Here is a 12,277-nt window from a genome sequence, read left to right as displayed (position 1 = left end):
AACGCAACGACAATACGCGTCCCAACCTTCAGGAAGCACGGTGAATTATGGCATACGACCAGCTCAGACTAGAAAATCAGCTTTGCTTCCCCCTCTATGCCGCCGCGCGCGACGTGGTAAAGCACTACAAGCCGCACCTCGATAAGCTGGGCATTACCTATACGCAGTACATCACTCTCATGGTCCTATGGGAGCAGGAAAGCGCGTCGGTGAAGCAGTTGGGGCAACGCCTGCACCTCGACAGCGGCACGCTGACGCCGCTTTGCAAGAAGCTCGAGTCGAAGGGCCTGGTAGAACGCGTGCGCGACAAGCGCGATGAGCGCAACGTCATCGTGAAGCTCACCGCCGAGGGCCGCGCGTTGGAAAAGGAAGCTGCGAAGATTCCCAGCGAAATGTCGGCATGCGTGCCCCTCACCAAGGAAGAGGCCTCGACACTCTACAGCCTGCTCTACAAGACGATGGAAGGCCTTGACGCCTCCGACGAATAACAACCACGCACTGGGAGGGCCCCATGGACAACGCCACACTGCTCGAGAAGCTCCGCTGCAACATTCCGCCGCAGCAGGAACTGCAGGACGCCATCGTCATCGACGAGGTGGCCAAGCCGGGCTACGTACGATTCACCGTAGACGTACCCGAGTCGTTCTCGAACTACCACGGCGGCATCCATGGAGGCATGGGCTACTTCATCGGCGAGATTGGCTGCGGATTCGCTACGTATTCGCTTGGGTTCAACAACGTCTGCCAAACGGCAACCATCAACTTCATCAAGGCCGTGCCCTGCTGCAAGGTCATCGTGGAAACGGAGCCCATCCACGCGGGACGCTCCACCGCCGTAATTCGCGTCACCACGCGCCAGGCGGAAACGGGCAAGCTGCTATTTCAGTCCACCCACACCATGTTCCTGCTGGGCCCCATTCAGGACTAAGCGCTACAGCTTGTACACCTTGAGGTCGGTCCCTTCGACGGATCCAACGAGCTGCGGAGCATCGGACGAGCCCGCCAGCGCTACCAGGTCGGAAGACGTGAGCCAGTAGCTCACGCCCAGCGCACGTGCGTCGGCCAGGGCAAGGCGCGCCGTGAAGCAGTCGGCGCGCGTCGTCTCGAATTCGCACGCGCCATCCGTGGCCTCAATAGCTATCCACGCATATCGGTTATACGCATCAACAAAGCTTCCATCAGGGTCGATGGTGCTCCAGTATGAAATATGGGGGTAGGTGGAAACGCCCGTAGGACACGGAATGCCCTGAGCAATGACGAGCTGCGATTGCCATGGCGCATCGGCAATCCACGTGCCCGCGTCTTGTTCCTGAATCTGAGATGCCACGTTGCCGATGGCGCTGTCCGTAAGCGAATCGACGCCCAGCTGAAGAGGATTAACGCACAAGCCAGGCAGCGCAATGGCGCAGGCAAGCACGGCTACGCAAGCACCCTCATGCAGAGCCTTCCGCCCACGCGCGAACATAATCGCAAGCACCACGACGGCCCAAACGAAGACGAGCAAGGCCATCAAGCCCATGAACAGCATGCGCTTGTTCGCCGTAATCGTCTGCAGCGTGCAAAACGCAATGACTACGGTGAAAAGGGCACTCGCCCCAAGAACAACCGCCCATGCAAAGGGACGCGGTTGCGCAGGGGCCTCCCCCTCCGCGGCAAGAGCCAGCGAACGCATGAGCAGAACGATATCGAGAAACGACAGCACGAGCAAAAGACGCGTGAACGTGACGTTGCTGAGTAGGCTGATGCGCGCGAGCCATCCGGGGAAGCCAACGATGCCGTACGCCGCCAGAAACGCGTACACCACAAGCACCGCAATGAGCAGGCCATCGCGCTTGCGTACCAGCTGCACGATCGCAACGATTATCCCCAAGGGGAACAAGCCGAACATGCTCACGTACTCGCATGCATTCATGCTGCCATCGGCGGGCATGAAGTCAGCTTCGGCGACGGGCGTGAAGAGACCGTAGCCCCAGCCGAACAGGTAACGAAGCACGCCGCCGCCCGTTTCGAATCGAGAACCCGGATACAGCGAGGATCGCACGGCGCTAATGACGTCTTGCGCCTGGAAGAGCACGATGCCCACGAGGCCGGCGAACACCAGCATGCTGCACAGGAACGGCAGCAGATAGAACCGGAGGAAGGATGGGCGGGCGCGATTCGACCGAACGTGTCGAACGATCAGCCACACACCCATCGCGCCACATGCGTAGGCAACGGGCACTTGCCACGCGGGGTAGAGAATGAGCGCAAAGCAGCAGATAAGCCATGCAAGCAGGGCAGCCCACATCCACCTGCGGGAAAGACGCTCGCTTTCCAGGAATTGGTGGAGGGCGAGAACAAGCCCCTGCCCGAAGATGAGAAGCTCGGCCGTGCCGTTCACCGCATACCACCATTGCACGCTCTGGCTGAAGGTAACAAGCAGCGCAAAGGCAAAGCTCAGGTCACGACGATCCCGCGTGATAAGGAGCCCCATCTGCAGGGACACGAGGAACAGCGCCGCCGTACGCGCCGACCAGAAGAACGCAAGGCCATGCGAGAAGCCGAAGAAAAGATAGCCCCACAAGAAGGGACGGAAGAGCGTGGCGAGGGCCCAACACGGCTGGGCATACACCATCGTGACATCGGAGCCGTCGGCGATGGCCGTTGACCAGGCCTGGAAGCCCGTGCCCTGCTGTGCGGCGGCGAACACCGTGTTCACCGCCCATTCGTCGCTGCGCAGGGCGCGCGACATTCCCAGCAACGTGCCACGCGGAGACGTTCCGGTAAGCACGTCCCACTGCGCGAGCGATGACCCGCTCAGGCCCACGAGCGTGCAGAACGCAACGATTCCGATGCAGAGAGCAACGCGATGGCGAAAGATCCACGCGAGCAATCGGCGCTGCTGGGAGATGGCCTCGAACAACACGAACGCAATAAGGGCAAGCGCGAGCACGTGTACCACGACCGACAGGGTCACTTCGCCTGCTAGCAACCCATAGCTGGCCGTCCCGCGCGACACGACGCACGCCTCGTGGAACAACTCGATATACACGGCGATGAACAGCGCGGAAACGGCGCACGCCAAAGAGAGAAGGGGGAGCTTACGGACCCTAGAGCCACATTCCCTAACCACCTCGAGAACCAACGCTCCTCCTCTTGCACCTCATGGTTTCGCGAAAGCAATAGCCGCATTATACCGCCCGCCCAAAGATTGCCGGTCGCCTGGGCACGGGAAACGCGAATAACGAGTGTAATATGCCAACACCGCAACACCCAGCCGACACGCCAAGCGCGGCGGCTATACTGATACGCAAACCTCATGGAAAGGAAACGTATGGAAAACTTCGAATTCGTCTCCCCCACCCATTTCGTCTTCGGCAAGGCCGCGGAAGAAAAGGTTGGCCCCATGCTGGCGGAGCGCGGCGCGAAGAAGGTGCTGCTCACGTTTGGCGGCCAGAGCGCCCGCAAGAGCGGCTTGATCGATCGCGTCGAAGCGTCGCTTTCCGCAGCTGGCGTTGAATTCGTGGAACTGGGCGGCGTGCGCGCCAACCCGGAAATCGGGCTCGTGCGCGAAGGCGTTGCCATCTGCAAGGAGCAGGGTATCGACTGGGTGCTCGCCGTGGGCGGTGGCTCGGTCATCGACTCCGCCAAGGCAACGGCGCTGGGCGCCTGCTACGACGGCGACGTGTGGGACTTCTACGAGACGAAGCAGGACCCCGAGGGCGTGCTGCCCATCGCCGTGGTGCTCACCATCCCCGCCGCAGGTAGCGAAGGCTCCAAGAACAGCGTCATCAGCAACGACGAGCTGGGCCGCAAGACGGGCTATGGTCGCAACGAGATGCGTCCCAAGATTGCCTTCATGAACCCCGAGCTCACGTTTACGCTCCCCGCGTACCAGACGGCTGCAGGTATTACCGATATGTACTGCCACCTGCTGGAACGTTTCTTCGATGACGTGGGCAACGTGCCCGTCACCGACAACCTGAACATGTCGCTCATGAAGACCATTCGCGCCGAAGCGCCCCGCGTGCTGGTAGACCCGGAAAACTACGACGCCCGCGCGAACATCATGTGGGCTGGCATGCTGTGCCATCAGGGTCTTGCGGGCATGGGCCGTCACGAAGACTGGGCTACCCACGGCCTGGAGCACGAGCTTTCCGCGCTGAACACCAGCATCACGCATGGCGCTGGCCTGGCCGTCATGTTCCCCGCCTGGATGGAATACGTGTACAGCGAGAATCCGCAGCGCTTCATCCAGTACGGCGCCGAAGTGTTCGGCCTGGTACCCACGGGCGATGTCGACGCCGATGCCTACAACGCCATCGATGCCACGCGCGCGTTCTTCGCCAGTCTGGGCATGCCCACCACGCTCGATGAGCTGGGCGTTCACGAAGAAGACATCGAGAAGATGATCCCCACGCTGCGCGCGAACAAGGGCGAGGTGTTCGGCAGCTTCATGAAGCTGACCATGGACGACGCCCGCGAGATCTACAAGATCGCGCTGAACTAGGTGCCGCACCAAACGTGGAAGGCTACAAGACCATAGAGGGGCGTGCCACGGCCGAAATCGAAGCGAAGAAAAGTCGCTTCATCGGCCAGCTCGCCCATGTCGACTCCGAAGAGGAAGCGCTCGCGTTCCTAGAGGAAATCAAGGCCGCCAATCGCATGGCGCGACACAACGTATACGCGTACATCATTCGCGCCGAAGATGGCGGCATGCCCCGTGTACGCTATTCCGACGATGGAGAACCGCAGAAGACCGCGGGCATGCCCACGCTGCAAGTGCTGCAAGGCGCCGAGCTCACGAACGTGGTGTGCGTGGTCACGCGCTACTTTGGCGGCACGCTGCTGGGAGCGGGTGGGCTCGTGCGCGCCTACACGCAGGCTACGCAGGAAGCCGTTCAGGCCGCCACCATCGCCGTCATTTCCAGCTGCGTCGACATCGAAGTCACCATTCCCTACACGCTGCACGACCAGCTTGCGCACATCGCGGCAGCGGCGGGAGCAAAGACGGTCGACACCAGCTACACAAGCGAAGTCACCGTGCGCTTGCGCATGCTCAACGGCACGCAGGAGCCGCTGCTGCAGAAGCTCCGCGAGCTCTGCCGCGGGCAAGAATGCTTCAGCGTGACCGAACCCTTCGACGCCAGCTTCTAGCAACAAGCGCCAAGATGCAAAACGCCCCACCCTGCCATTGGCAAGGTGGGGCGCGCTGTTCTATGCGTTTGACGCTACTCGGAAAGCTCGCTCGTGCAATGCGGGCAACGCGTAGCCTCGATGGCCACCTCTTCCTTGCAGAAGGGGCACGTCTTCGTAGTCGGGGCCTCTTCCTCTTCCTTGCTCGTAATTCCCTTCATCTTGGCCACACCCTTCACCAGGAAGAACACAACCAACGCAACGAGCAGGAACGTAATGACGGCATTGATGAAAGAACCGTAGTTGATGGAAGCCGCATTGGCACCCGTGCCCAGGGTAACCTTCATGGCCGAGTAATCAATGCCACCCGTAATCAACGAGATAACCGGCATGACGACATCGCTCACGAGCGACGAGACGATGGCGGTGAACGCTCCGCCGATGATGATGCCAACGGCCATGTCCATCACATTGCCCTGAGAAGCGAACTCCTTGAATTCCTGGATGAATTTCTTCATGCCAACCCCTTTCGAACCTCCGCCTAACCTTGGCGTAAGTATACTCCGCCAAGCCGCCAACGGCATTCCTCAAGCTTGCACGATGCCAAAGCGAATGGGGAGCCCGGGAATTACGAGCTCTTGCGCACGGTCTCCTGGTAGCCAAGACCCCACTCCTGCATGCTGGCGATGATGGGACGCATGGAGTTGCCAACCTGGGAAAGAGCGTATTCGACGCGAACGGGAACCTCTGGATACACCGTGCGCGTGATGATGCCATCGCGCTCGAGCGCCTTCAGATTGTCGGTAAGCACTTTCTCGGAAAGACCATCGATGGAGCGACACAGCTCGTTGAAGCGATAGGGGCGATCGAGCAGTCGCTGGATGATGAGGATCTTCCACTTGTTGCCAATGAGGCGCAGCGTGGTGGCAACGGGGCAGTCGGGAAGCTCGTCTACGGTGAGCATCATTAGCCTTCCATTCGGAGGGGTACTTACTTTTTGTAAGTACATAATAGATTAGTGCGTTCTTGTGGTCAAAACGAGCGCCAACTACGGTTAAGACAAGCCCCTCACAGGGAGGGGCGGCAACCGATCAGGAGGCATGACATGAGCAAGAACCTGAAGCGCGTAGCCCTCTGGGGCATCTCGGGCGGCTGCGGCAGCGCCGACCCGAAGTGGAGCGGATGCGGCAGCGCCGACCCCAAGTCCGGCGGATGCGGCAGCGCCGATCCGGCATGGGCAGGCTGCGGCTCGGCCGACCCGAAGTCTGGCGGCTGCGGCAGCGCAGACCCCCAGTAGACAGGAAGGTAGGCGCGCCGCTGCCAAAGCCACGACGGCGCGCCGTTTTCCTCAGGAGGAACGATGAAACCAAGCTTCGCCATACAGTGGCACATAACCGACGAGTGCGACCAGCGCTGCAAGCACTGCTACATTTTCGCCGAAGGCGCATGCACCCACCTTGAGAGCATGCCCTACAGCGAAGTGGCAAGCGTATTCGAGCAGTGCGTTGAAATGTGCGAAGCATTCAATCGCGAGCCGTACTTCTACCTAACGGGCGGCGATCCGCTGCTGCATCCCGACTTTTGGCGCATCGCAGAACTGCTGCATAATGCAAGCGTGCGATGGGCAATCATGGGAAACCCCTTCCACCTAACGCCCAGCGTCTGCGCTCGCCTGAAGGCCCTCGGGTGCCGTAAGTACCAACTCTCGCTCGATGGCCTGGAACGCACACACGACGACTTCCGCATGCCGGGCTCGTTCGCGTGCACGCTCGACGCCATCGATTTGCTGAACGAGGCGGGCATTTGGACCGCCGTCATGACCACCGTATCGTCGGCGAACATGAACGAGATTCCCGGCCTCATCGACCTCATGGCCGAGCGTAACGTAAGCGTATATGCATTCGGACGTTACTGCCCCACATCGGGCCAGCGCCGCGACGAGTTCCACATCGAGCCACTTGCGTACCGCGACTTCTTACTGCGATGCCAAGAACGCATCGACGCCCATGAGGCAAACGGATGCGCCACCACGTTCCAACGCAAGGACCACCTATGGACGTTGCTGGAATGGGAGCAGGGACGCTTCCGCATTCCCGAAAACGCCGAGCCGGACATGATCTACGACGGTTGCCACTGCGCAACGGGCCACATGACGATAACGCCCACGGGCGACGTATATGGGTGCCGTCGCATGGAAAGCCTGGTCGGGAACGTCCTGGAAGAGCATCCGCGCGATATTTTCCTAGGCGAGAAGATGGAAGCGCTTCGCGATTTCGGCCGCTTCGAGAAATGTGCGCGGTGTGAACTGCTCGGCTGGTGCAGGGGCTGCCCCGCCGTAGCCGCCGGATACACGGGCAACATGTACGCGCCGGACCCACAATGCTGGAAGGACGTGGAAGATACTCCATCGACCCACGTTGCATAACCCAGCGTAACGACCGTAATTGCATGACCCGCACGAGCAAGGAGCCTGCAATGCACATCCCCAAGACCATGAGCGCGCTCAAAATCGACCGCGTGACGCCTGGCAGCGAAGCACGCCTAACGGAGATACCCGTACCCGAGGTCAAACCCGGATGGGCGCTCGTGCAAATAAGGGCATTCGGCCTGAACAACGCTGAACGACTTGTCCGCCTGGAGGAAATGGGCGAACCATGGATTGCGCCTTCGGTCGTTCCCGGTATCGAATGTGCTGGCGTGGTGGAAAACCCCGGCGACACCGACCTTGAAGCAGGTCAGCGCGTGGTGGCATGCATGGGCGGCATGGGTCGCGAATTCGACGGATCGTACGCCGAGTACGCCCTGATCCCCCGCAAGAACATCATGCGTGTACCAGACTGCATCGACTGGTCGTGGGCGGAACTCGGAGCATTCCCCGAAACGTACCTAACCGCTTGGGGATCGCTATTCGAGTGCCTGCAGCTGGAACTGGGCGACACGCTCCTCGTACGCGGCGCGACATGTGGGCTGGGGTACGCCGCAGTCCAGCTAGCCAAGGCCCTGCGCGTAAGGGTAATGGCCACGACGCACCGCACTTCGAAGTTGGAACTGCTACGCCAAGCAGGAGCTAACGAAGCCATACTCGACAAAGGCCATCTAGCCGGCAAGGCAACGGGCGCAAATAAGATACTCGACCTGGTGGGGCCACGCGACCTGCGCGATACGCTACGCACCGTGGAACATGGAGGCATCGTATGCTCGACAGGCATACTCGGCGGCGTATACGCGCTGAGCGATTTCGACCCCATCAAGGACATCCCCAACGGCGTCTACCTAACGGGCTACTTCAGCAACTACCCCACCCAAGAACTCTTCGACGCGCTGTTCGCCTTCATGGGCGACCACAACCTGCGCCCCCTCTACAACACAACATTCCCCTTCACCGACCTCCCCGCCGCCCTAGCCCAACAAGACACTAGCACCGGCGGCAAAATCGTCATCGTGCACGACTAGCAGCAATCAAACAACCACCCAACCCAGGAGAGCGAGCTTTCGGCAAAGCCGAAAACGAGCGGGACGCAATCCTCAACCCGAGCCCTCGAGCTTTCGCAAAGCGAAAGCGAGCGGGACCCAACATCTCAACCCGAGGCGGCGAGTTTTCGGCAAAGCCGAAAACGAGCGGGACGGCACGCTCCAACCCGAGATGCCGAGCTTTCGGCCCCCGCCGAAAGCGAGCGGGACGGCACAAACCCAACCCGCGAGGCCAAGCTTTCGGCTCCGCCGAAAGCGAGCGGGCATGCGGCAGACCTCACCCACAGGTCCACCAAAGCAGCTGAGAGTACAGCTGGCGAGCGCGATAGGCGCGACAGGCGAAGGAGTTGGCTTCCGCCAACGACTGAAGCACGGAGCGTCTAGCGTGCCGCCAGATGCGCTCTCAGCGGACGACCCAGAAAAGAGAAGGCCCCCGTCCCGAGAGAGAAGGGACAGGGGCAAGAGGAGGAGGGACGTCGGAGACCGAGGGAGAGAGGGAGGAGGTGGTCTCTGCGACGCCTTTCGGATTGAACCAATCCGTCGGGCTGACGGGAAAAGATTGAGGGAGACCGTCGAACCCGATGACTGTATAATGCCAAAAAAATTGGCACTGCACAGCACCCCTAGAGGAGTATTTCCCATGCTTCCTCATAGCACGAAGAGGGTGAAATGCCTGCTCAACCACTCATCACCCCTCATATATTATGCACTATCCTCCATAGGGGATACACATTTGGTCCATTGCGGCTCCCAATTCGGCCAAAGCCGAAAAAGCCGCAGCAGTGAGCGTAACTCGGACGAAAATGGGACAGTCAGAACGAGCGCACGGGGTACAATGACAGAATGAATTCCATGCATACCATACCCACCCATCTGAACGATACGCCGGCAGAGCATCGCGCCGCGATCATTCAGTCCATCCGCAGCGCGAAAGAGCAAGGGCTGCGCCCCATACTTCTTTGCGAAAGCTACGCGCAGCAGCTCACCTGGCAACGCACGCTCGCGCGCGAGGGCTGCGGGTTCGGTGTCGCCGTTTCCACGCTACCCGCATGGGTCGAAGAGCTCTGGATGCTCCATGGCGACGGCTCCACCATCGTCAGTTCGCTTACGCGCACGTTCGCCATGAAGCAAGCCGCGCACGACCACGAGTGGAACAACCCTCCCACGGAAGGCACGCTCAAACTGCTCGAGCGCTGCGCGGCGGAAGCTATGCCATACGTCACCACAGAGGGCTGCGCGCTTTCCGTCGAAGAACTGCATGTCGCCCAGACGGTACTAGCCTATCGGGCCCTTCTGCGTGAACGCAATCTCATCGAAGCGAGCGACGCATGCGCGTTACTCGTCCAGCGAGGCAACCTTGGGAACTATCAGCCCATCGTGGTGGACGTTGCCGAAGAGGACCTCACGCATGCGCAATGCCAGCTGCTCAAGGCAACCGGCGCCATAGCCCACTTTCACACCGCAGCGCAGCCCGGCAACGAAGACCGGGCAAGCGAGCTGCGCAACCTGCTCGCACTGCTCTATCGCAGGCAGAAAGACGATGCCGAAATTACGGCGCGGGGGCACGTACGCATGGCCTTCCCCATGGGGCCCACCGCAGAGCTACCGCTCATCGGCTCGGTCATCGACCAGTACGCAGGCGAGGGCACGGTGATCGTGGCGTGCGAATCCCCCACACGAGCGTTCGATACACTCGCCCCCGCACTGGTAGAATCTGGCATTACCTGCTCTTTCGCCGATCGCACACCCTTCGGCAGAACGCCCATGGGGCGCCACCTGCTGAATCTGGCCGGCCTCATTGACGCAAGCGAGACCGACCTGCTTCTAGCTGCCGATGACGCGCTCAACATCTTCGCGGGTGTCAACATCGTCTCGGCATTCCGCTCCGACCAAAGCCGCAGGAACAACCGCCTCATACAGCCCGCCGAGGTGCTCAGCAGTCTAGCCAACAATGCCAGCGAATCGCTCCAAGGCGTCATAGGCCTACTCGAAGAGGGGCGCATCGACGACGCATTCGACGTGCTTGCCGCATACGCAGCGCGCATCAGCGCATGCGGGGTTGGCCCCGCAACCAGTTCCCTTCCCGCGCTCGAACGTGCGCGCGAAGCATGTCACGAAGCCAGCAGTTGGGGCCTTTCGTGGCAAGAAGCCATTCGCGCACTGGAAGGCGCCTCCATTCCCATGTCGCGCTCCACAAGCGAAGAAGGGGAAGCCACCGTGCGCTTCATGTCGCTCGACGACTGCGCGCAACTGCCCGCGGCCTCTGCGGACACCGTTCTCATCTGCAATCTCTGCGTCAACGTATACCCCATCAAGGACCCCGAAGACGCCCTGTCCACGCTTCTGGGAACATGGGGCTGCGCACGTCCCGCCACGCCGCTTGCCACCATGCGCCGCACGTTTGCGCTCGCCTGCGCGGCTGCACGGGAAACACTCGTACTCGAACGCGCGCTGCATGACGGCCAAACCGAAGAGCTGCAACCCGCAAGCGTCTTCGAAGAGCTCGTCGATTGCTACCGAGAAGACCTGGCAAGCGACGCGGGCACGAACAAGAAGCTGCGCATTCCGCAATCGCTCGTCCCCTATGCCACAATTCGCGGCGAGGAAGCCCTCGTGGCAAATGCCACGAACGGTGCCATCGCCACCCTGCGGGAAGCCGACGCGCCCGTAATCGGCGAAATCGACGCCAGCGCGCATCCGTTCATCACGCTCGGGCAAAACCGCAGCCAGGAAGCCGCCAAGCTGCTCGCCCTTTCGCCCTCGCAGATTGAAAGCTACCTGGAATGCCCCTACCAGTGGTTCGCCAAGCGCCGCTTAAGGCTCAATACGTTGGAGGAAGCCTTCAGCAAAGTCGAACGCGGCAACTTCATCCATAGCACACTGGAACATTTCTACGACCGCTTCCAGCAAACCATCGCGCCCAAGGTCACGGTGGACACGCTCGAAGACGCACGCAAGCTCATGCAAGTGGTCTTCGAAGAAACGGCGCAGCACCAGTTCGAAAAGGCCCCCGGTAAGGGACGCTACGTACCTGTCACGGAATCGGAACGACGCGCGCGCGACTCCATCCTGCCCATGCTTCTGGAATACCTGGAATTCGAAACGAGGCTGCTCCCCTCGTTCACGCCCCGAAAATACGAATGGCGTTATGGCGATGCCGAACCGTTTATCTATGCGGGATGCGGCATCTGCGGCAGCGTCGATCGCATCGACGTCGACGAGCAAGGGCGCGCCGTCATCATAGACTACAAGTCGTCGCTTTCCCCGGCATATCGCCTGCACAACAATCCGTCGAAGGACGACCCAGCGGAAACCACCTTTGTGCTCCCCCGCAAGATGCAAGCCCTCATGTACGCAAAAGTCGTACGCGAACTGCTAGGCCTGCAGGTAGTGGGAACGCTGTACCTCAACCCGCTCACCTGCGAAATCCAGGGCGCCTACGACGCGCGTATCATCGGGCTCGAAGAACTGCCCTTCAGCAAAGGCGCCGACGCCGACAGCGCGAAGGTTCCCTGGTGCGACCTTTCCACGTTCGACGAGCTCATCGACCGAAGCGAGCAGCTCGTTGCACAGCGCATGGAAGAATTGGCGCAGGGCATCATCAACGCCCACCCCATCAGCAAAGAGGCCTGCAAGTACTGCCCCGTGGGCAACTGCACGGAACGCCTGGAGAAGCGGAGCATATAAATGG

At 60.8% G+C, this 12,277-nt stretch carries 11 protein-coding genes; 8 read left to right on the top strand and 3 right to left on the bottom strand.

The features are described from left to right. The first annotated feature begins 47 nt into the window (after nt 1-47). Nucleotides 48-488: a MarR family winged helix-turn-helix transcriptional regulator gene (locus E7002_RS08765; RefSeq protein ID WP_303728518.1), complete on the top strand. Its 441-nt coding sequence runs from the start codon at nt 48-50 to the stop codon at nt 486-488. 23 nt (nt 489-511) lie between these two features. After that, a complete protein-coding gene (locus E7002_RS08760) occupies nt 512-928 on the top strand; it encodes a PaaI family thioesterase (RefSeq protein WP_303728517.1) in 417 nt (138 codons plus the stop codon). Nucleotides 929-931: 3 nt separating this feature from the next. Here E7002_RS08760 and E7002_RS08755 read toward each other — a convergent pair whose 3' ends face one another. Next, nucleotides 932-3,112, bottom strand: a complete 2,181-nt coding sequence (locus tag E7002_RS08755) for a hypothetical protein (protein WP_303728516.1) — start codon at nt 3,110-3,112, stop codon at nt 932-934. Nucleotides 3,113-3,313: 201 nt separating this feature from the next. On the opposite strand from E7002_RS08755, the gene E7002_RS08750 reads away from it, so the two are divergent. Together E7002_RS08750 and E7002_RS08745 are read left to right on the top strand one after the other, a co-directional pair. Further along, nucleotides 3,314-4,489: an iron-containing alcohol dehydrogenase gene (locus E7002_RS08750; RefSeq protein WP_303728515.1), complete on the top strand. Its 1,176-nt coding sequence runs from the start codon at nt 3,314-3,316 to the stop codon at nt 4,487-4,489. A 14-nt stretch (nt 4,490-4,503) separates the two neighbouring features. Then, nucleotides 4,504-5,136 carry a YigZ family protein gene (locus E7002_RS08745; RefSeq protein WP_303728514.1) on the top strand — a complete coding sequence of 211 codons (633 nt, stop codon included), beginning with the start codon at nt 4,504-4,506 and terminating at the stop codon, nt 5,134-5,136. A 74-nt stretch (nt 5,137-5,210) separates the two neighbouring features. Here E7002_RS08745 and mscL read toward each other — a convergent pair whose 3' ends face one another. Together mscL and E7002_RS08735 are read right to left on the bottom strand one after the other, a co-directional pair. After that, the gene (gene mscL / locus E7002_RS08740; protein WP_303728513.1) at nt 5,211-5,633 is read right to left on the bottom strand and encodes a large conductance mechanosensitive channel protein MscL; all 423 of its coding nucleotides are present in this window, start codon (nt 5,631-5,633) and stop codon (nt 5,211-5,213) included. A 110-nt stretch (nt 5,634-5,743) separates the two neighbouring features. Next, nucleotides 5,744-6,082 (bottom strand): helix-turn-helix domain-containing protein, encoded by a 339-nt coding sequence (locus tag E7002_RS08735; protein WP_303728511.1) that lies wholly within the window; start codon nt 6,080-6,082, stop codon nt 5,744-5,746. Between the two features lie 138 nt (nt 6,083-6,220). Here E7002_RS08735 and E7002_RS08730 point away from each other — a divergent pair, with 138 nt between their 5' ends. The 4 genes from E7002_RS08730 (at nt 6,221) to E7002_RS08715 (ending at nt 12,273) form a co-directional block, all read left to right on the top strand. Further along, nucleotides 6,221-6,412 carry a hypothetical protein gene (locus E7002_RS08730; protein ID WP_066659895.1) on the top strand — a complete coding sequence of 64 codons (192 nt, stop codon included), beginning with the start codon at nt 6,221-6,223 and terminating at the stop codon, nt 6,410-6,412. A gap of 63 nt (nt 6,413-6,475) precedes the next feature. Continuing rightward, complete coding sequence (gene acgM / locus E7002_RS08725; protein WP_303728509.1) at nt 6,476-7,540, top strand: radical SAM/SPASM domain protein, ACGX system; 1,065 nt, start codon at nt 6,476-6,478, stop codon at nt 7,538-7,540. 50 nt (nt 7,541-7,590) lie between these two features. After that, nucleotides 7,591-8,568 carry a zinc-binding dehydrogenase gene (locus E7002_RS08720; RefSeq protein WP_303728508.1) on the top strand — a complete coding sequence of 326 codons (978 nt, stop codon included), beginning with the start codon at nt 7,591-7,593 and terminating at the stop codon, nt 8,566-8,568. 870 nt (nt 8,569-9,438) lie between these two features. Then, entirely contained in the window at nt 9,439-12,273 is a 2,835-nt protein-coding gene (locus tag E7002_RS08715) for a PD-(D/E)XK nuclease family protein (RefSeq protein ID WP_303728507.1), read from the top strand. Nucleotides 12,274-12,277: the final 4 nt, after the last annotated feature.

Origin of the sequence: Denitrobacterium detoxificans, assembly GCF_015062615.1 — a bacterium.
Lineage (GTDB): Bacteria > Actinomycetota > Coriobacteriia > Coriobacteriales > Eggerthellaceae > Denitrobacterium > Denitrobacterium detoxificans_A.
This window is presented reverse-complemented; position numbering and strand designations above follow the sequence as displayed.

Coding starts and splice junctions, on each gene's coding strand:
- E7002_RS08765 (WP_303728518.1), top strand. CDS start 48: ATGGCATACGACCAGCTCAGACTAGAAAATCAGCTTTGCTTCCCCCTC.
- E7002_RS08760 (WP_303728517.1), top strand. CDS start 512: ATGGACAACGCCACACTGCTCGAGAAGCTCCGCTGCAACATTCCGCCG.
- E7002_RS08750 (WP_303728515.1), top strand. CDS start 3,314: ATGGAAAACTTCGAATTCGTCTCCCCCACCCATTTCGTCTTCGGCAAG.
- mscL (WP_303728513.1), bottom strand. CDS start 5,633: ATGAAGAAATTCATCCAGGAATTCAAGGAGTTCGCTTCTCAGGGCAAT.
- E7002_RS08735 (WP_303728511.1), bottom strand. CDS start 6,082: ATGATGCTCACCGTAGACGAGCTTCCCGACTGCCCCGTTGCCACCACG.
- E7002_RS08730 (WP_066659895.1), top strand. CDS start 6,221: ATGAGCAAGAACCTGAAGCGCGTAGCCCTCTGGGGCATCTCGGGCGGC.
- acgM (WP_303728509.1), top strand. CDS start 6,476: ATGAAACCAAGCTTCGCCATACAGTGGCACATAACCGACGAGTGCGAC.
- E7002_RS08720 (WP_303728508.1), top strand. CDS start 7,591: ATGCACATCCCCAAGACCATGAGCGCGCTCAAAATCGACCGCGTGACG.
- E7002_RS08715 (WP_303728507.1), top strand. CDS start 9,439: ATGCATACCATACCCACCCATCTGAACGATACGCCGGCAGAGCATCGC.